Here is a 19,245-nt window from a genome sequence, read left to right as displayed (position 1 = left end):
TCAGGCTCGCAAGCGTGCGGACAGGCGGCCGGCGTAGTAGCGCAGGGGCAGGGTCAGGCCGGACTCGTTGGTGCCGAAAGTGAGTTTCTGTTTCAGCTTCCACAAAGGATCGTCGCCGCGCACCTCGATGCGGTGGAGAATGAAGGGATCGCGGTTCCGGTGATTGAAGCCCGGGCGGGTGGAACAGGCGAGCCGATAGCCGGCCTGGCGGACGAGGTCCACCGTGGTGTCGTTGAAATGGCCGTAAGGATAGGCGAAAAGGTCGCAGTCCGTGCCCAGCCGGTCCTCGATGGTTTTCTTGCAGGCGCTGATTTCCTCCCGGGCCTGGGTTTCCGGAACCTGGTTCAGATGACAGTGGCTGACGGTGTGGCCGCCGAAAACCACGCCGTGGCGGTGCATTTCCCCGATCTGTTCCCAGGTCAGCATGGGGTGCTGGGGCCAGTCCCCCATCCAGGCGTTGGTCCCGCCCAGATGGCCGGTGGCCAGAAAGATGGTGGCCGGGATGTCCAGCTCCTGCAAAATCGGAAAGGCATTCTGATAATTGTCCTCGAAACCGTCATCCAGGGTGATGGCCACCGCCCTGTCCGGCAGCGAGCCCCCTGCATTCATATGATCCCGGATCCGGGCCAGGGAGACCGGCTGCCAGCCCCAGCGGCGCAATGCCCGAAGGTGGTTGCTAAAACGTGCCGGCGGGCAGGCATAGCGGGCCTCGCTGCGGGTTTCCGGCTCCCGGACCATATGGTACATGAGGATCAGAAAGCGCTTCATGCCGCAGAATCCCGTCTGTGGATCAGATTTTCAAACAGAGGCGCTGGCAACAGGCTGGGAAGCAGATATTTGAGGTCTCGCCACTGCCAAACATGATGTCGCAGGGTTGTGCGGAACAGTTTCTGAGCCGATTTGAGGTCCCGCCGCCACAGGGCCTGATAAGCCTGCTCCCGTATAGGATCGTCGATCAGCTGGCGTACCTGGGGCCGGGACAGATGGGCCACCAGATCGGGATGCCGAGCGACGAAATCACGCCGCACCCGCCAGGCCTCCAGCACCTGCCGCCACTTGACCGCCGAGATCTGGCCCTTGTCGTGCCAGCGGTAGTAGGCCAGGACTTCCGGCACGCGCACCCACTTTCGGGTATGGGCGGCGCTCCTGAGCCACAGATCATAGTCCATGCTGCTGAAACAGCGGGTGGAAAAACCGCCGACAGCTTCCAATGCCTTACGGTGGGTTAGGGCGGCGTGAATGGGCCAGGGGCAGCTTTTGAGCAGGCGGGCGAACAGGTCCTCCTGCAGATAATCGGGAGGGACATAGGGTGGGCGGTTCTCGCCGTCCTCGACCACATTCTGCCAGCCGCAGTAGGCCAGATCGGCACCGGTTTCCCCGACGGCACGGTGCATTTTCTCCAGAAACGTCGGATCCCACCAGTCGTCGGCATCAAGAAAAGCGACGTATTCCCCTTGGGCGTGGCGCAGGCCGAGATTGCGGGCCGGGTAGGGGCCCTGGTTCTCCTGACGCAGCAGCCGGATCCGCCCGTCTTCTTGGGCCAGCCGGGTGACGATTTCAGGACTGTCGTCGCTGGAACCGTCATCGACGACGATCAGCTCCCAGTTCCGGAACGTTTGGTTGCGCACGCTGCCGATCGCCTCCGCTATGTAGGTGGCGGCGTTGTGGCAGGGCATGATGACAGAGATTTGGGATGCGGTATTTTGGTTCATCGTTTTTCAGCATAGAACGGAAGCGCCTTCTGTACAACTTTCTCCCAGGTAAAGCGCTTGGCGAATTCCCGGCAGCGCCGGCGGGAGTAGCGGATCCTCCCTTCCAGGAAAGCGCCGAGGGCGGAAGCGATCGCTTCCGTTTCCGGCTTCTCGACGAAAAAACCGCTTTCTCCTTCCGCCACCGCCTCGGCGGCTCCGGCGAGGCGGGCGGCCAGGGACGGCACTCCGCAGGCGGCCGCTTCCAGGTACACCAGACCGAAACCCTCGTGGCTATGGGGCAGGACCGATGGGGTGAGGACGAACAGGTCCGATTCCAGCAGCATCCTGCGCAGGGTTTCCCGCTCCAGGCTGCCGGCGAATTTGACCCGGTCCGCCAGCCTCAACTTCTGCGCCAGCCCTTCCAGTTCCGGGCGCAGGTGGCCGTCACCGACGACGGTGTAGCGGAAATCGTAACGATCCTGCAGCCGGGCCAACGCCTCGAGTACCAGATGGATGTTCTTGCGCGGTTCCGACAATCGGGCGACGGTCGCGAGACGAACTGGACTGTGACGCTCCCCGCCAGCCAAAGGCAGTTCCAGGAAGAACGGATCACCCCCCACCAGGGCCGGAATCGTCCTGCCGCGGCAGGCGGGAATCTTCCCCAGCAGCACGCGCTCGGTGTAGCGGCTGTTGGTGAGGATAGCTGTGGCTTTCGGCAGCCATTTCTGGAGCTTGCGGGTGGTATGGCCGCGCCAGGCCCGTTCCAGGGGGCGCAGCCGGCTTTCAAAGCGCCACAGGGGGCCGAAGCGGTCCAGGGCCGGGGCGGTGACCGGCTGATAGGCGCGCAGGAAGTCGTTGCCGTGGACTGAAACCACCACCGGTTTTTCGGTTTCTTCGGCGATCCAGGCATAGGCGGCGTTCATGGCGTGCCAGGCGTCGATTCCCGGCGTCTCCAGGAGCTTCCGGTCCAGCACCCGGCGCAGCTTGAGGACCGGGCGGATGTCAACGCCGGGAAGATCGATCTCCCCTTTCGGATGGCGGCAGGTGAACACCGTCACCGGATAGCCCATCCCGGCAAGCGCGCGGACGTAACCCAGGGCATAGTTTTCCACCCCGCCGATGTCCGGGGGGAATTCCGGGGAGACGATACCGACGCGGGGCAGGCTCACCGTCCCACCACCCACTGGCCGGGTTGCAGGGAAAACTCAGGGCCCCGGGGCCTGCCTTCGGGATCGGTCCAGGCAAGTTCCGTCCCCAGCACCTCAGCATTCAGGCGCACCGGTTCCTTGCCCACACCCAGCAGCAGGTATTCCACCCCGGCGGGTGTGGAAAGATCGGCGATGCGGATGCCAGGTGGAAGTTTGTGCAGATCCAGGTTTGAAGGGCCGGTAATCCCCCGCTCCCGATCGCCCCCCAGAAGCCCAGGTGGCTGACCCAGCTCCAGTTCTTCCAGCTTCGCCATCGTCCCAGCCAGCCAGCTCCGCAGCGCCGGATCCGGATCGAGCAGACACAGGCGGTGCAGGACCTCGGCCCAGAAGCCGTAGGCGTAGCGGGTTCTTTCGTCCTCGGACCAGCGCTGCCACAGGCCGCTGCGGTAGGTGAACGCCACGGCGTCGTCGATGTAGGAACGCAGCTTCAATTGTGGAAAGCGCGCCTGGAGCCTGACCAAGTCCATGACATTGATAGCCTGGTAGGCGGTGGAAATCCCCTTGAGACACAGGGCGCGGTCCAGGTAGCCGCCCGGCATCACCAGGCGGGGAAAACGGCATTTCAACCGGTGGAAGCGGGGAATCAGATATTTCCAGCCCAGCCGTTTCAGGGCCCTTCGCCACAGCGGCAGGGTGGCGGCCTGTTCGGTGGGCAGAAAGCTCAGGGCGATCAGGCCGAAGACCAGACGGTACAGCCAATTGGCCGGAGTGGCCGCGAGGACCGTTTCCGTGGCCCGGTTGGCCTCGGCTGCCGCCTCCCGCCAGGCGGCTTCCTCCAGCAGTCCCGCGCCCCGGTCCACGGCGACGGTGGTGTCCCAGTGGGAGTTGAGCACCAGCATGTTGCCCACGGATTTGCCGAAGGCCCGGCAGGGCAGCCACTGGAACGGACTTTGGTGCATCGACGCATCCGTCAGCTCCAGGGAGTCGTGCAGGAACCACAGGCCGCAGTCGAGGCGGTCGGCCCGCTGGAGCAAAAACTCGGTGCCCCGTTGCAAACCTTTGGCGATGGCGGCATCGGGGGTTTCCTGATAAGCATCCAGCAGCAAATGCAGGGCACTGGTGTGAAGACGGAAGTGGGACTCCATCCCGTCGGTCCACTCGCCGTGATACCAGCCGCCGTCGTCGGCCTGACGGCCGAGAACCGCCAGGAGCAGCTGACGCTTGAACAGCTGGTAGAGGATCTTGCCGGTGGTCCGCGCCAGCCCGGAGAACAGGACGTACAGGGCGTGGGCGTCGTTTTCCGAGCAGATTTTCCAGTACTTTGGCCAGCTGGCGCGGTTCTCGTACACCCAGCCGTGGATCAGGTGCAGATACAGATCGGCCGGGCGGCTGTAGCGGGTGTGGGAACCCCACAGGAAATAGGGCTGGATTTCGATGGGGGTGAGATCGGTCAGTTCCTGCTGCAGCTGCGGCGTCAGCCGCCAGACCGCAAGATCGGCCACAAAACCCTCAGGCGGCGCAAGGGACAGGGTCAACCCGGAGCCGTCCAGCGCCAGGCCGGAAACCGGTGCGGCGGTCTCCTCCAGGATATGCCCCTGGTCGTCCAGCCGTCTTGCCACCGGCAGGCGGGGAATCCAGAAGTTTTCTTTCCCCTCCAGCAACCAGCCCCCGGCCGGACAGGCCCGCATCCGGGAGACGCCGGGCAGGGTATGGTCAGCCGGCCCCCGAAAGCGCAGAAAAAGGCATTCAGCCTCTTCCAGGCGGTCGGTCAGCTTTTCCGTATGGGAGGCGGAAATGGTCTCCCGAATGGCGGTAGGGACTTGTGGATTCTTTGGAGTCATGAGTGCTTCATTTCAACGATCTGGCTCATGCTTTCTCAAGACGGCTCAACCAGGTGCGCAGGAGCCTCCGGTAAGCTGGCAGGGCGGCGAAGATTTCTTCCGCCAGGGCCACATTGTAGGTGTGGGCGGTGAGATTGCGGTGATCGACCATGGCCAGCGCCAGGCGGGTTTCCCAGGGTGTTGGGTCCCGTGTGATCATATTCCCAAAAGGAGCTATCCTTTGTTCCGTGCCTGGGATGTTCTGAGCGAGCTGATGGCAGAGGCCCAGGCCAGAAAGACGACTCAAGCCTGACGGACGAGGAGGAAGCCATGGTCATCCGTCTTCACAAGAAAGCCCGCACCACCCCTGAGATCCGCCGGGAGATCCAGAACTCCGATCTGCCGGCCACGGTCCTGGCCAGGAAATACGGCGTTCATCGTCATACCATCCGCAAGTGGCGCCAGCGCGATTCGGTCGAGGACGCCTCGCACCGGCCCCATCGCATCCATGCCACCCTGACCCCGCAGCAGGAAGCGATCGTCGTCTGTCTGCGCGAAACCCTGCTGCTGCCCCTGGACGACCTGCTGGCGGTCGTTCACCGCTTCATCCATCCCAAGATGTCCCGCTCGGCTCTGGACCGGCTGCTGCGCCGCCATGGGGTCTCCAATCTCAAGGAACTGATCGCTGCCAAGGAAGGGGAGAACGCCCCCGCCAAGGCCAAAAAGAAAGGCTTCAAGGACTACGAGCCCGGGTTTGTCCACATCGACATCAAGTACCTGCCCAAGATGCCCGATGAGACTCGGGGCCGTTACCTCTTCGTCGCCATCGACCGGGCCAGTCGCTGGGTCTGCCTGGAAATCCATCCCACCAAGGAAGCCCAGGTCGCCGCCGGCTTCCTCGACCGCCTGATCGCCAAGGCTCCCTTCAAAATCACCAAGGTCCTGACCGACAACGGCAAAGACAAATCCGCCGGGAGCGGATTTGGACCGCGCAGCGGGCCCCGAAGGGGCGAACCCCAGGGATGGGGTGAGCAATTCACTGACCGCTTCTGCGCCACCGGGGAACGCGAACCGACCGGCCGTCACCTTTTCGACCAGGCCTGCCAACGCCATGGCATCGAGCACCGCCTCATCCCACCCAAACATCCGCAGACCAATGGGATGGTAGAACGTTTCAACGGTCGGATCGCCGAGATCCTCAAAACCACCCGCTTCCGCAGCAGCCAGGATCTGGAACGGACCTTGATGCAGTATGCCAGTGTCTACAACCATCAGATCCCCCAGAAGGCCCTGGGACACATATCACCGGTACAGGCCCTCAAAGACTGGCAGAAGAAGCGGCCGGAGCTCTTCAAAAAACGTGTATACAATCTCACGGGGCTTGACAGTTAGGCTCTCTGTTTTGTTATTGATAGATGAACATAAACTCGAAATTAAAGAATGTTGGTCATTCAGGCATCTGTGAAGAATGGTGCTCGATAATCATCCAGCGTTCACCATTCCAGCGGTATACGAAAGTGAAACGTGCAGGCACGACGGCACCATCTTTGAATGTGAAGGTATAGATGCCTGAGTTGATGGCAAGCTGGCCGAAGATGCGTATATTTGCCTCATCGATTTTCCCCACCGGCCCTTTGGCAATAAAATGGACAAAATAGTCCTCGATTTCTTCGTGGTTGTGGCGAACCTTATTGGATACGGTCGGAAGCAGAATGGCATTGCTTTCATAGAGAGCAACAACTCTTTTTGGATCTCCAGTTTGGAGTGCACTATTCCATTCATCGAATAGTGCTGTAATTTCATTTTCGCTCATGTTTGATCTCCTCAATTGAAAATTGTGTTTGTGTAGAATTCAGCCTAACGCGGAGCTGAGCGACTTCCGTTCTGTCGGCCCTGGATGGGCCGGCAGGACGGATGTTCGACTCTAGCGCCTTGATAGGCGGAGCCCTGCATTGTTCCGTTGATTCTTGGCAGTGTATATTTTTTCATCGGTGCCACCTTGGCTTCGATTGTCAAAAGGCTCCGCCGTCAAAGAACCCCCCTTCATTCCCTTCAATCCACCATTTTCCTTCCCTGAATCCTTCCCGTCGCTCAGCTCCGCGATAAGCGGGCCCAGGACGGGTCCGCTTATCGCCTCACATCACCGGCAGCAAAAAGCAGAGCGAGGAACGAGCGGCGCTTTTTGCTGTCCGAGTGCATGTGTTTGTTAGCCGCACACAAATTCACAAACCTCGCTCGAGTATTCACGAAGAAATGATTGTTTGTCTTTCAATGGTTCAACAACGTGAGGCGGTATTTGATCCATGAACGAGAAATGGCCTGCGCCATCAGTAACACGAACATCAAGGTTCTGTGAATTAGGCATTGCCCGAGCCAACCACCTAATCTGTGAAGGAGGTATGATATTATCTTCGGAACCTACCCACGTTAAAATGGGGACCCGCACCGAATCAAGTGCACCCGGTGCTTTAAAGAATCCAGTTGGTGGAGCAAGGAGAGCAAGACGACTTAACCGTGCATCTGCTGAGATGTCGACCCGTTGACCAGGCCCTAACCACATTTGCCCACCGGCAAGTGCGATAAGTGTGGCTGCGCCTATTGAGTGGCCCACGCCAGAAACAGTCGCGCCAGACTGGCCGAAAGCATCAAGCGCAAGGCACAGCCTCCTTGCACGGGTTGTCAATTCAGCCTCCGTGGGCCTTGGCGAAGCAAGTCGCGGGAAATGTGGGGCAATAACAGTACAACCTGCCTCGACCAGTGCATCCAAAAGCGTAACGTGACGCTCAGGGTTTCCGCCCGCACCAACCGCAAAAAGCACCTCCGGGGCATAATCTTTACCCTTCCGCACCGACACATCGAATAATTCTGAACCATCTTCCAGTTTGTTTATATTCATCAAGGTCTCTGACTTTTCTTGGGCTCTGTTGATACGGCTAACGCGGAGCTGAGCGACTTCCGTTCTGTCGGCCCTGGATGGGCCGGCAGGACGGATGTTCGACTCTAGCGCCTTGATAGGCGGAGCCCTGCATTGTTCCGTTGATTCTTGGCAGTGTATATTTTTTCATCGGTGCCACCTTGGCTTCGATTGTCAAAAGGCTCCGCCGTCAAAGAACCCCCCTTCATTCCCTTCAATCCACCATTTTCCTTCCCTGAATCCTTCCCGTCGCTCAGCTCCGCGATAAGCGGGCCCAGGACGGGTCCGCTTATCAGTAAAATAGACAGAATCCATCTCATCAAGACTAGACAGATTCCGCCTAATCCTCTACCATCACCTCCATGGTCGAACCTACCATACGAAAAAGTTCTGAGTCAACCCTCCAGGGCAGGGCAATCGCATGAATACACCCCACGAAGACGATGGTTTAAGATTCGATGACTTGCAGCAGATTAGAGACCTCTTCTCTGAGGAGCATGCTTTTTGTGGGAGGCACAGATGTTGGAAAAGCCCCTGGCGCTGAGCGAGGTGTTCGTATCGATTCCGGACCCGCGACAATCATCGAAGGTAACTTACGATCTGGTGGAAGTGCTGGTGGTTGTGGTGTGCGCGGTGATCTGCGGTGCGGATGTTACCGTTCATTGCGCCAGGCCAAGCCTGGAGAAGGAGGAAGTTATGTAGAAGGAAAGACATCGCTGAAACCTTCAGAGCGACCTGACAGGTGCAAGTCCTGTCCGGCCAAGGCTGGCCACCAGCCGGAACCGAGTGTTGCGTGGTCGAGGAGCGATCCCGACTGCGAAGCGTACACAGGGGGCCTGTAGGCCGCGTGATGGAGCCTCGAAAGTACGGAATGCGGAGCCGACGTTGTTGAACGGACGGAAGGCAACAGGGGTGGTGCTGTACTGGCCTGGCATCATCCCTCCGCCGGGGTCGAAGAGCGGGGCATGCAGGGCAAGGGTCGCCCAGGAACCTGGGAGGGCTCGATCACTCCTTGCGGGAAGAGCGGTGCGGGCGCCGTGTGAGAAAAGGCCCAGGCCCATCGGAGCGGTGTCCGGCCGATGGGAGCGAACGGGACACGAAGCAGGGTACCGGCGCGCGAAGGCGACGAAGCGCGCTGGGAAGGTGATCGAGCAATCGGAGCCTGCCGATAGTACCTGGGAAGTCGGGGAACCTGCCCCAAGGGACCCGATGGAGGGAAGCGGCAGGTCGGACGATGGGGCTTTCGGAGGGACAGATGGCCGGGACATCGAGCCAGGAGAACATCTCAACACGACAACGGAAGCTAGCGGAACTGGCCCGGATCGAACCGAAGCTGGAACTGACCACGATTGCCCACCACATCGACGTGGTGTGGCTGGAAGAAGCCTGGCGGCGCACCCGCAAGGACGGGGCCGCCGGGGTGGACGGCGTGACTGCATCCCAATACGCAGCCGACTTAGAGGAGAACCTGACGCGCCTGCTGGAACGGTTCAAGACCGGCCGGTATCGGGCGCCTGCGGTACGGCGCGTCCACCTGCCCAAGCCGGGAACGGGAAAGACCCGCCCGATCGGCATTCCCACGCTGGAAGACAAGGTGCTGCAACGGGCGGTGCTGATGGCGCTGGAACCCATCTTCGAGCAGGACTTTCTCGACTGCGCCTACGGGTTCCGGCCCGGACGCAGTGCCCACCAGGCCCTGGAGAGGCTATGGGGCGGGCTGATGGCCATGGGCGGTGGCTGGGTCATCGACCTGGACATCCAAAACTTCTTCGACGATGTGGACCGGGACCGGCTGCGGAACTTTCTGGGGCAGAGGGTGCGCGACGGCGTGATCTGCCGCGTGATCGGTAAATGGCTGAATGCCGGTGTCATGGAAGGCGGACAGCTTCACTACCCCGAACAAGGGACACCGCAAGGTGGGGTGATCTCCCCACTGCTGGCCAACCTCTACCTGCATCACGTGCTCGACCTGTGGTTCGAGCAGACGGTCAAACCGCGACTGCAAGGCAGCGCCTTCGAAGTCCGGTTCGCCGACGATGCGGTCCTGGTGTTCAAACGGGAAGAAGACGCCCGGCGGGTATTGGCCGTTCTGGGCAAGCGCCTGGCCAAATACGGCCTGCGCCTGCACCCGGACAAAACCCGCCTGCTCGACTTCAGAAAACCCGGACGGAAAGGCCAGAGCTTCCAATACCTGGGATTCACCCACTACTGGGGACGCTCAAGGAAAGGGCGTTGGGTCGTCAAACGCAAGACCGCCCAAGCCCGGCTCAGCCGCTCCCTGCAGGCGATCAACCACTGGTGCCGGATGCACCGCCACTGGCCGGTTGCAGACCAACAAGCGGCCCTGAGCCGCAAACTCAAGGGGCATTATGCCTACTATGGGATCGTCGGCAACAGCCAATCGCTGGCCCGCTTCCTGTACGAGGTCAGACGGCGCTGGTACAAATGGTTGTCCCGCCGCAACCGGGAACGGATGAACTGGGACCATTTTGGGCGGCTGTACAAACGATACCCACTCCCCCCACCGCGCGTGGTTCACGGAATTGCCCGTTGCGTAGCGACGCCATAGTCCGAGGAGCCGGATGCCTTAATCGGGCACGTCCGGATCTGTGGGAACCGCGGGTGAGCAATCGCCCGCGGTCACCCGGCCGGGCTTGCCACTGGAAGTGGTTGAGGTTCCGGCAGGGGCAGGCGGAAGGTGACCTCGCCCTCTGCCATGCCCTGGGCGCAGATGGTCCGCAGGGTCTGATAGACGCCGATCTTGAGGCGCTTGCAGGTTTCGACCAGCGACAGGATCATGGGTCGGAAGCAGTCACCGCGATGCGACTGGCTGAAGAAACTGGTCTTGCGCCAGATGACATAGGGGCGTAGGGCACGCTCTGCCGTGTTGTTGGTCATCGGTACGCCGGGATGGTCCAGGAAGGTCCAGAACCTGGGAAAATCGTCCAACAACTTGCGGCAGCTGCGACCGGTTTTGTTGTCGCCATGTCTTTGGGCGGCCTGTTCCAGTTCGCGCCGGAAGAGGGCTTTGAGGCGTTCCAATCGCCTTCGGTAGCGGTCGGATGGGTAATGGCTCTGTTGCCAGAGCTTGCCGTAGTGAACCGTCAGGCGGGCGGCCCGGAGCAGGCGTTCGCCATCTTCGCCGGCCTGTCCCTTGCGCCCGGCGATCCGTTCCAGGTTGCGGATGAGATGCGCCCAGCAGTATTGGTGTGAGTCCTGGGGATGGTCGTTGTAGGCCCCGTGGCGGTCGGTCACCAGGATTCCCTGGAAATCCCCCAACAGCTCACCGGCCGCGTACCCGTTCACGGTCTTGCCAAGTGCCTGAAGATTCAGGAGAATGCGGGCCATGGAAAGACTTGATCTGGACCTGAGCCGCCCACCTCCCTTGCCCGGGACGGTGGAGGAATGCCACCGGGTGATCGAAGCGCTTTGGCGGGCGCTGGGAGAATTTCAGCAGATCCAGGCGCGAGTGGAAGAACTGGAGGAACAGTTGGCCTTGGGGTCCGACAATTCCTCCCAACCACCTTCCCAGGACAGCACGAAGAAGCGCGCCGAGCGCAAGGGCAAGCGACCGACGGGACGCAAGAAAGGGGCGCAGGTGGGACATCCCAGGCACGAGCGGGCTCTGGTTCCGGCAGAAGCAGTGGACGAGGTCCGGCATTACTTTCCCCATGGCCGCTGCGAGTGCGGTGGGTCGGTGGCGGTGCGGGGATTCCGTCCCCATCAGGTGTTCGACCTGCCCGAGATTCGTTACCGGGTGGTCGAACACCGGGTGTATGAAGGCCGCTGTGGGTGTTGTGGTGAGAAGCACCAGGGGCGGCTACCGGATGAGGTTCCCCGCGGCCAGATGGGACCTGGGCTGGTGGCGTGGATTGGCTTGATGACGGGGCGCTATCACCTGTCGCTGCGGGAAGTCGAAGCGCTGCTGGAAGAACAATGGGGTCTGAAATTCAGCCTGGGGGCGATCAGCCAGAGCCAGATCCCGCTGCAGGCGTGGCTGGGTCCGGTCTACAACCAGATTGGCGAGGCGGTCAGAAAAGCGCTGATCGCCCATGCCGACGAGACCCGCCACTACCGGGGCCGCAGCATCTATTGGCTGTGGGCGCTGACGACCGATCAGATGGCGTATTTCCTGACCCATTATTCCCGCGGCAAGGGTGCGGCCGGTGAGCTGTTGGGGGATTTCCAGGGGATCCTGGTGACCGACCGCCACGGGGCCTACAACGACCATCCCCAGGACTCACACCAATACTGCTGGGCGCATCTCATCCGCAACCTGGAACGGATCGCCGGGCGCAAGGGACAGGCCGGCGAAGATGGCGAACGCCTGCTCCGGGCCGCCCGCCTGACGGTTCACTACGGCAAGCTCTGGCAACAGAGCCATTACCCATCCGACCGCTACCGAAGGCGATTGGAACGCCTCAAAGCCCTCTTCCGGCGCGAACTGGAACAGGCCGCCCAAAGACATGGCGACAACAAAACCGGTCGCAGCTGCCGCAAGTTGTTGGACGATTTTCCCAGGTTCTGGACCTTCCTGGACCATCCCGGGGTACCGATGACCAACAACACGGCAGAGCGTGCCCTACGCCCCTATGTCATCTGGCGCAAGACCAGTTTCTTCAGCCAGTCGCATCGCGGTGACTGCTTCCGACCCATGATCCTGTCGCTGGTCGAAACCTGCAAGCGCCTCAAGATCGGCGTCTATCAGACCCTGCGGACCATCTGCGCCCAGGGCATGGCAGAGGGCGAGGTCACCTTCCGCCTGCCCCTGCCGGAACCTCAACCACTTCCAGTGGCAAGCCCGTGAACGGTAACCCGGCCGCACCCTTGCCGCGGGAATAATGGGTCAGGAAATACGCCATCTGATCGGTCGTCAGCGCCCACAGCCAATAGATGCTGCGGCCCCGGTAGTGGCGGGTCTCGTCGGCATGGGCGATCAGCGCTTTTCTGACCGCCTCGCCAATCTGGTTGTAGACCGGACCCAGCCACGCCTGCAGCGGGATCTGGCTCTGGCTGATCGCCCCCAGGCTGAATTTCAGACCCCATTGTTCTTCCAGCAGCGCTTCGACTTCCCGCAGCGACAGGTGATAGCGCCCCGTCATCAAGCCAATCCACGCCACCAGCCCAGGTCCCATCTGGCCGCGGGGAACCTCATCCGGTAGCCGCCCCTGGTGCTTCTGACCACACCACCCACAGCGGCCTTCATACACCCGGTGTTCGACCACCCGGTAACGAATCTCGGGCAGGTCGAACACCTGATGGGGACGGAATCCCCGCACCGCCACCGACCCACCGCACTCGCAGCGGCCATGGGGAAAGTAATGCCGGACCTCGTCCACTGCTTCTGCCGGAACCAGAGCCCGCTCGTGCCTGGGATGTCCCACCTGCGCCCCTTTCTTGCGTCCCGTCGGTCGCTTGCCCTTGCGCTCGGCGCGCTTCTTCGTGCTGTCCTGGGAAGGTGGTTGGGAGGAATTGTCGGACCCCAAGGCCAACTGTTCCTCCAGTTCTTCCACTCGCGCCTGGATCTGCTGAAATTCTCCCAGCGCCCGCCAAAGCGCTTCGATCACCCGGTGGCATTCCTCCACCGTCCCGGGCAAGGGAGGTGGGCGGCTCAGGTCCAGATCAAGTCTTTCCATGGCCCGCATTCTCCTGAATCTTCAGGCACTTGGCAAGACCGTGAACGGGTACCCTGTCAGGTCGCTCTGAAGGTTTCAGCGATGTCTTTCCTTCTACATACTTCCTCCTTCTCCAGGCTTGGCCTGGCGCAATGAACGGTTACGTCATGACTTCACCTTGTTTTTGAGAGTGCGGGCCATCCGTGAAATCGGATTGTCCAATAGCAGGGCGGCGGCCCGTTCCGCCTTTTTCATTCTTTCTTCCAGGGTGGTGACCTTCTGGCCCAGATAACCTATTTCCGTAGCTCCCTGGAGCAATAAGTCTATCGCATAGTTTCCGGGGGAAGGGGCAGGAGAGGAAAGGATTTCTTCATACACGTCCATCAGACTCTGCACCGAATTGCGAACATCGAACTCGCCGCAGGTCAATATGAATTCCCGTCCTTGCTTTGCGATTTTCTGTCTCAGTCCAGGGTTTTGCAGCAATTCCCGTAGCGCATCCGCTGCCGATTCGGGATCGCCGTACTCCACCAAGAAGCCTGTCTGGCCGGGGCGAATGACGTACTCGACGAATCCGCCGCAGCAGCTGGCCACGCAGGCGCAGTCGCAGGCCATTGCCTCGAGCAGCACATAAGGCCCGCCTTCCGAGCGCGAGGTCAACAGGAAAACGTCCGACTGGGTAAGGATGGTGGGGATGTCCTGGCGAAAGCCCAAAAAATGAAAGCACCGATCAATCCCCAACGTCTGAATCCGGGCTTTCAGCTTGGCCTGGTAATTTGGGGAATCGGTGCTCCCCACGATGGCGAAATGGGCTTCGGGGAATTCCCGGGCCACTTTGCCGGCAGCCTCCACGAAGTATTCAAACCCCTTGTCCGGATGGAGGCGGCCGACGCCGGTGATCAGGGGGGCATTCTGTGGTATGCCAAGTTCCTGCCGGATACTCGGCTGCTCAAACTGGCGCAAGTTTTGAAAACGTTCCAGCTCGATCCCATTGTGAATGACCCGGATTTTCTCCCACGGAATGGGCGGGGAGAGCGAGCGGGCGACCGATTCGGCCACGGCGATGATGCGGGTGGAAAGATCGCCGATCAGTTCGGCGAAGCTGTGTGGATGGAGGGGGAAACGCTGGTAGAGGGGAAGATTACTCTGGAAGGGAATGTGCACCACGATGAGGTGGTGAACGCCGGCCAGCCTGGCCGCCAAGGCGCCTTCCAGGATCTGATTGGAATTGGTGTGGACGAGCGCGGCTTGTTCTTTCTTGATCAGGCGGACGAGATTGCGCACCCGCTGCGGCAGATTCGCCAGAAAGGAGTACCAGGGCAGGGGGGGCTTGAGCCAGCCGTAATTGACTTCCTGGATTACCCATTCGATACCCATCTCTTCGAGAAGGGCACGAAACGCGCCGTCGTCGGGCAGGACCACCAGGGGGCGAAAGCGGGAGCGATCCATATGCTGGAACACATCCCGCAGATAAATTTCCCCGCCGGCGATGTCGGAGCGGCTGGCGATGTAGAGGATGGTGTTCATGATGAGACTCTTATCGGGCGCAATCTAACGGCCTCGCGCAGGCTTTGGAGGATGAACCCCAGTTTCGCCATGTGCCAAGCACGGGCGTAAAAAGGCAATCCGCGGATGTGCCAAAGGATTTTTCTGGGATTCCAGGAGGGTCCTTTGAGCCTGTGGAACAAATCGCGCGTTTCTCTGGCTGCCTGGGATACCAGGGACCCCCGGCTCAAGGGAGAATCGATTTGCCGGTGAACGACATCTGAAATCCCTTGCCAATAGCTGCGCCTGAGCACCCAGGATTTTTCGGTGCGCGCTGCCGGGATCCGGTGCCAAAGCACGGCAAAAGGAGTATAGAGGACTTGATAGCCTGCAGCGTACACTCGCTTGAAAAAATCGGCCTCTTCGCCGGAAAGCAGTGATTTGCCAATCCTGCCCAGCCTGGGGTCAAACAATCCGACTCGCTCGAAGACCTGCCGACGAAAAGCCATATTTACCCCGTAAGGATGCTTGGGAGGATCAAACCAGCAGATCGCATCTCCCGAATTGGTGGCGCCATACATATAAAGCAGTTGCTCATGTAGCCAAGGCGGTTCTCCACTTTCGAACAGAGGAATGGTCTTGCCGCCCACACAACCTGCGTCGGGATGGATACGAAACGCTTCGGCCAAGGCTTTCAGCCAGGCGTTGTCAAAAAAGACGTCGTCGTCAGCGAACGCCAGGATGTCACCACGCGCTTCCTGGATGCCGCGGTTTCGCGCATAGGACAGTCCGGTTTCGGGTTCAAACACATAGCGCGCCCACGCATGGCCGGCGGCAAAACATTTGCCGATTTCTCCGGTCGCGTCGCTTGAATGGTTGTCGACGAGGATCAGTTCCACTGCAACGCCGTTTGCCTCTGCTTCCCCCACGGCAGGCACCAGGCTTGCCAGCGTATCGCCTAGAATATCTCCCCGGTTGTGGGTGCAGATGATCACACTGATCATGCTTTGTACTCGGCGATGACCTGCAAGGCTTCCTCCCGGCTCAAGTGGGGGGTGGCCGCAAGGAAAGATTCCATTTCCCGAAACGCCGCATCTTCACGATAGGCTTTGGCCGGTGGGCGCAGCGAATGCCGTACCGGGGTCTGGTCGACGATGCCCAGGCGCAGACCTTGCCGCTCCAAAATCACCGGCCAGACGAAATCCAGCCCCCACCCCATTGGACTGGTGTCGGGAAAAGGCAGAAGTAAGGGAAGGGCATCCTGCCGGATACTGAACAGTGGGCCGATCTCCACGAACCGGGTCTGCCTGGCGATCATGCCCGGAACCTGGCGGACGATGGCGTGGTCGAGGTGGCTGTTGGGGGTGCGTGCCGGCTGGGCGAGGGCGAAGTCGTAGCGCTGCTGGAGGGTGAGAAATTCGTCCAAGAATCCGGCAGGAAGCTGGATGTCGTCGTCGCATACCAGCACGAACGCGTATTTTTCCAGGGGGATGCCGGCCAGCAGGCGGTTGAGCAACTGGAATTTCGGAATTTTCCGGTCAGGTCTTAAGGCAGTCGCCCTGGTCACATGCGGGGCGGGAGGCGGGCCGCCGACGGCGGCCCAGCGCTGGGTGACCCGGAACAGGCGGCTTTCGCCCAACTCCTGCACGATGTGGCGGATGAGGTTTTTCCGGTCGGCAAGATAGACGCCGGCGACCAGCACCCTGGGACAGCCTAGTCGCGCAGGATTGGCGCGCCGGAGGAGGCGGCCGATTTTACGCCGGATTCTTACGGTAAGATCGTTCATCGAACTTTTTCAAGCACCAACAGCCAGTCGGAGCCGGCAGGCCTTGCCGGCAGGGTGAGGTATCCCCCGCTGGCGGGGGAGAGCGCCTTCGGCAGGGAGGCGAACACCCCCAGGCGCGGATCGAACCACTTGCCGGCATAGACGCCCTGCGGCATCTCCTGCAACCGGACCGGGTGGCTGGCATCCAGATAGCGGGGAAAATAGACCGCCCACCACCGAACACCATCGCTTTTTACCAGCACGCGCCTTTTGTCATCATCGCCGATGTTATCGATCACCTGCCCCGGCCGGGGAGCCATATTCCACCACGACAGGGACTCATAGAACCGGCGCAGATAACCCATCTGCTCTGCGCCTGGGCGTTTGAGGGCCTGCCACCAGGGCAATGCCTTCCCCCATGCCTCCAATGAAGGGATTTTCTCATCCGGATACAGCAGCGGCAGCCATAAGCCGTGGCTGCCGTAAGTATAGCCGAAGCTTCCGGTCTGGATGGCCCGGTAGGCGGCGTGGCGCACATCGTCCGGTCCGGCGTTGAAGATGCCCTCGTAGCGGGCTTCGGTCTCCAGGAAGGGTTTGGCGGGAGGACGGTTGAAGATCGAAAGGTAATATTTTATCGGCGGTGGATAGCCGTGCCCTCCCTGAACCATGATGAAGTCGTACCAGGGCCTGTCCCAGAGCTGGCGCTTTTCCTTGGTGTAAAGCCAAGGGTGAACGCTCATCGCCCGTTTGTAGGGGTCGAGTTTTTTGATGTACTCTCCAAGTTCATCGACCTTGGCGACGCGTCGGCCGTCGTTTTGAAAATTGTATTCCCCCACGATCAGCCAGCCGACCGCATATGCCCCGTAGCGGGCGATGAGATAGCGCCACAACAATTTCAGCTGGGATAAGGGAACCTTGTCCAGGGCTTTGTGAAAGCCAGTGCCCAAAACCGGGATCAGTCCTTTTTGATTGGCATAGGAAATATAAGAGTCGACAAAACGCCAATTGCGCAGATAGCTTTCGTCCCACTGGCCCGGGTACAGGAATGTGGGACTATGGCCGGCAAAAAGCATCAGCGCCGTCGTATATCCCTGCTCCGCCCGCACATCCACCATGTGCTTGTACATGGAACCAATTTTAGGATTTGATAATCGATTGATTGGGCATCGGCGTCCGGGGCAGAACCACCAGGTGTCGCCCAGCCAGAAAAAGGGGGTTCCATCAGTATAGGTGAGATAGTGCCGGTTTGCCGAGACTTGGAGAAAGCCGCCGTGTCGAAACAGGGGGTTGGTGGAGTGGGAGGTCTCCACCTTGAAGGTTCCCTCTTTCCCCTTGAGACTAGCTTCCGAGGCATAGGTCCGGTAAGTCCAGGTGCCTGGCAGGGTGGGGGTAAAGCGGATCTTGAAAGTTCGGCCGCCGTCCCAGAATCCGGGAACGGTCAGCCGGGATTGCTCCGGCCCTCGGAAAACTGCGCCGAATTTGACGCCTAGCGGGTGTGGGATAGATCGGTTAACTTCGAACTGGAGTTCGGTGGGGTGCCACTGGATAGCAGTGCGTGCTTCAGCGTCAGCAATAATGACGAGCAGAAAAAACAGCAATCTGATCATGTCCTAAAGCGCCACGCTAAGTGGCGCTCGTATTCGATTTGCAGAGATTTGGTCAGGCGTTCCCGCCAGGGTAAAGGTTTCGGTTGACTAGCCAGGATGTTTTCAAAGGTCTCCAACACCTGATGTCTCAAGGATTCTTCAGAATAATGTTCACGGATGAAGTCCCAGCCGGCAAGCCGGATTTTTTCGTAGAGGATTGGATCTTTACATAAGCTGACGATGTGCTCGGCAAAGACTTCAGGCGTATCGCCGACCAAGATATGCTCGCCTGGGGTGCATCCAAAGCCTTCTGCGCCAACGGACGTGGTGACCACCGGGAGACCTGCAGCCATAGCCTCGCCGATCTTGCCTTTCATGCCCGCGCCGTAACGCAAAGGCGCGATGGAAATGTGGCTGCGTTTCAAATACGGTAGAGTGTCTTCGACGTGCCCGGTGACAAAAATCGAGTTGCTATTTAGCTTGCACAGTTGCGGCGGAGGGGATGAGCCAATTATATAAACCTCAACTGGAATCCGGGCTGCTATTCGGGGGAGCACATCGCGGCAAAAGTACAGCACCGCGTCGATATTAGGATCATGCTGAAAACCGCCTACAAATACCAGGCGACAGGTGTTTTCCGGGGAGTTGAGCTCCGGTGAGTGGATTTGGTGAATATTGGGGACGAGGGCTGTTTTTGCTTTGGGAAGATAATGGTTAATGTGCTGTTGATCCGTTTCCGTGACGGCAAGGATAAAATCGGCGCGATTGTAAGCTAAAAGCTCTCCTCTGCGGGTTTTTTCAGCTTGCTCAAAGTCCTTTCGTTCGCCGGTGATTTTGGCCTTTTCATGCAGGCGCTTGAAATGGACATCGACGGAATCTATAACAAGCTTGGCCTTGGGGTTATGGTATCTGGCTTCGATGATCCATTCGGGCCGGGCAGCATGGTAGAATTCAAATGCGATGATTTCCCAATCTCCCGAGCGCAAGAGAGCAGGCACATGTCCTAAGTGGAGATGGATTCCATGCTTAGAAAGCAGCGATTGGTAGTGATCGAATCTTGTTTCTCCGAGCTTTGCTTTTTGTGCGGGCCAGCCAAAAACAGCAAGATGGACTTCGCTGGTTGCTGTTAGGATGTTTAATAGGGAGAAAAACCTGAGGTCACCGGAGGCATGGTCGGGTAGGGGGAGCTTTTCAGAAATAAATAAGGTTCTTGTCATAAAA

18 protein-coding genes are annotated in these 19,245 nt (G+C 59.9%); 4 read left to right on the top strand and 14 right to left on the bottom strand.

Annotated elements, in window-relative coordinates; translation table 11 throughout:
- Genes MCIT9_RS08905 through MCIT9_RS08885 form a run of 5 tightly spaced genes read right to left on the bottom strand, consistent with a single transcriptional unit; the run spans nucleotide 1 to nucleotide 4,879 of the window.
- Nucleotides 1-768, bottom strand: coding sequence for a polysaccharide deacetylase family protein (locus tag MCIT9_RS08905; RefSeq protein WP_317704544.1), 768 nt, complete (start codon nucleotides 766-768; stop codon nucleotides 1-3).
- A complete protein-coding gene (locus MCIT9_RS08900) occupies nucleotides 765-1,712 on the bottom strand; it encodes a glycosyltransferase family 2 protein (protein WP_317704543.1) in 948 nt (315 codons plus the stop codon). Before MCIT9_RS08900 ends, MCIT9_RS08905 begins: the two co-directional genes overlap by 4 nt.
- Nucleotides 1,709-2,860, bottom strand: coding sequence for a glycosyltransferase family 4 protein (locus MCIT9_RS08895; RefSeq protein WP_317704542.1), 1,152 nt, complete (start codon nucleotides 2,858-2,860; stop codon nucleotides 1,709-1,711). Before MCIT9_RS08895 ends, MCIT9_RS08900 begins: the two co-directional genes overlap by 4 nt.
- Complete coding sequence (locus MCIT9_RS08890; RefSeq protein WP_317704541.1) at nucleotides 2,857-4,680, bottom strand: hypothetical protein; 1,824 nt, start codon at nucleotides 4,678-4,680, stop codon at nucleotides 2,857-2,859. The genes MCIT9_RS08895 and MCIT9_RS08890 overlap by 4 nt, the downstream gene beginning before the upstream one ends.
- 25 nt (nucleotides 4,681-4,705) lie before the next feature.
- A complete protein-coding gene (locus tag MCIT9_RS08885) occupies nucleotides 4,706-4,879 on the bottom strand; it encodes a nucleotidyltransferase substrate binding protein (protein ID WP_317704540.1) in 174 nt (57 codons plus the stop codon).
- Nucleotides 4,880-4,989: 110 nt separating this feature from the next.
- Between MCIT9_RS08885 and MCIT9_RS08880 the strand changes: the two genes are divergently transcribed.
- Entirely contained in the window at nucleotides 4,990-6,051 is a 1,062-nt protein-coding gene (locus tag MCIT9_RS08880) for an integrase core domain-containing protein (protein ID WP_317704539.1), read from the top strand.
- A 55-nt stretch (nucleotides 6,052-6,106) separates the two neighbouring features.
- On the opposite strand, the gene MCIT9_RS08875 is transcribed toward MCIT9_RS08880, so the two are convergent.
- Both MCIT9_RS08875 and MCIT9_RS08870 read right to left on the bottom strand, forming a co-directional pair.
- Nucleotides 6,107-6,472, bottom strand: coding sequence for an SgcJ/EcaC family oxidoreductase (locus MCIT9_RS08875; RefSeq protein WP_317704538.1), 366 nt, complete (start codon nucleotides 6,470-6,472; stop codon nucleotides 6,107-6,109).
- Between the two features lie 393 nt (nucleotides 6,473-6,865).
- Complete coding sequence (locus tag MCIT9_RS08870) at nucleotides 6,866-7,555, bottom strand: alpha/beta hydrolase family protein (protein ID WP_317704537.1); 690 nt, start codon at nucleotides 7,553-7,555, stop codon at nucleotides 6,866-6,868.
- 537 nt (nucleotides 7,556-8,092) lie between these two features.
- Between MCIT9_RS08870 and MCIT9_RS08865 the strand changes: the two genes are divergently transcribed.
- Together MCIT9_RS08865 and ltrA are read left to right on the top strand one after the other, a co-directional pair.
- Nucleotides 8,093-8,275, top strand: a complete 183-nt coding sequence (locus tag MCIT9_RS08865; RefSeq protein ID WP_340681275.1) for a transposase family protein — start codon at nucleotides 8,093-8,095, stop codon at nucleotides 8,273-8,275.
- Nucleotides 8,276-8,807: 532 nt separating this feature from the next.
- Nucleotides 8,808-10,142 carry a group II intron reverse transcriptase/maturase gene (ltrA, locus tag MCIT9_RS08860; protein ID WP_317704536.1) on the top strand — a complete coding sequence of 445 codons (1,335 nt, stop codon included), beginning with the start codon at nucleotides 8,808-8,810 and terminating at the stop codon, nucleotides 10,140-10,142.
- A 71-nt stretch (nucleotides 10,143-10,213) separates the two neighbouring features.
- Here the strand turns inward: ltrA and MCIT9_RS08855 are convergent, their stop codons facing one another.
- Complete coding sequence (locus MCIT9_RS08855) at nucleotides 10,214-10,921, bottom strand: IS66 family transposase (RefSeq protein ID WP_317704535.1); 708 nt, start codon at nucleotides 10,919-10,921, stop codon at nucleotides 10,214-10,216.
- On the opposite strand from MCIT9_RS08855, the gene tnpC reads away from it, so the two are divergent.
- Nucleotides 10,920-12,380, top strand: a complete 1,461-nt coding sequence (gene tnpC / locus MCIT9_RS08850; protein ID WP_317704534.1) for an IS66 family transposase — start codon at nucleotides 10,920-10,922, stop codon at nucleotides 12,378-12,380. The genes MCIT9_RS08855 and tnpC overlap by 2 nt on opposite strands.
- Here tnpC and MCIT9_RS08845 read toward each other — a convergent pair.
- The 6 genes from MCIT9_RS08845 to MCIT9_RS08820 all read right to left on the bottom strand — a co-directional run bounded on the left by MCIT9_RS08845 (nucleotide 12,325) and on the right by MCIT9_RS08820 (nucleotide 19,241).
- On the bottom strand, nucleotides 12,325-13,209 hold the full coding sequence (locus tag MCIT9_RS08845; RefSeq protein ID WP_317704533.1) for a DUF6444 domain-containing protein: 885 nt from the start codon (nucleotides 13,207-13,209) through the stop codon (nucleotides 12,325-12,327). The two genes, tnpC and MCIT9_RS08845, sit on opposite strands and share 56 nt — an antisense overlap.
- Before the next feature lie 144 nt (nucleotides 13,210-13,353).
- Entirely contained in the window at nucleotides 13,354-14,715 is a 1,362-nt protein-coding gene (locus MCIT9_RS08840) for a glycosyltransferase family 4 protein (protein WP_317704532.1), read from the bottom strand.
- Nucleotides 14,712-15,677 (bottom strand): glycosyltransferase family 2 protein, encoded by a 966-nt coding sequence (locus tag MCIT9_RS08835; RefSeq protein ID WP_317704531.1) that lies wholly within the window; start codon nucleotides 15,675-15,677, stop codon nucleotides 14,712-14,714. Before MCIT9_RS08835 ends, MCIT9_RS08840 begins: the two co-directional genes overlap by 4 nt.
- Nucleotides 15,674-16,459, bottom strand: a complete 786-nt coding sequence (locus tag MCIT9_RS08830; protein WP_317704530.1) for a glycosyltransferase family protein — start codon at nucleotides 16,457-16,459, stop codon at nucleotides 15,674-15,676. Before MCIT9_RS08830 ends, MCIT9_RS08835 begins: the two co-directional genes overlap by 4 nt.
- Nucleotides 16,456-18,045 carry a glycoside hydrolase family 140 protein gene (locus MCIT9_RS08825; RefSeq protein ID WP_317704529.1) on the bottom strand — a complete coding sequence of 530 codons (1,590 nt, stop codon included), beginning with the start codon at nucleotides 18,043-18,045 and terminating at the stop codon, nucleotides 16,456-16,458. The genes MCIT9_RS08830 and MCIT9_RS08825 overlap by 4 nt, the downstream gene beginning before the upstream one ends.
- Nucleotides 18,042-19,241 carry a glycosyltransferase gene (locus MCIT9_RS08820; RefSeq protein WP_317704528.1) on the bottom strand — a complete coding sequence of 400 codons (1,200 nt, stop codon included), beginning with the start codon at nucleotides 19,239-19,241 and terminating at the stop codon, nucleotides 18,042-18,044. Before MCIT9_RS08820 ends, MCIT9_RS08825 begins: the two co-directional genes overlap by 4 nt.
- Nucleotides 19,242-19,245 lie beyond the last annotated feature (4 nt).

The organism is Methylomarinovum caldicuralii (assembly GCF_033126985.1).
Classification (GTDB): Bacteria; Pseudomonadota; Gammaproteobacteria; order Methylococcales; family Methylothermaceae; genus Methylohalobius; species Methylohalobius caldicuralii.
The sequence above is the reverse complement of the archived record's forward strand: the minus strand, read 5'-3'. Positions and strand labels throughout refer to the sequence as shown.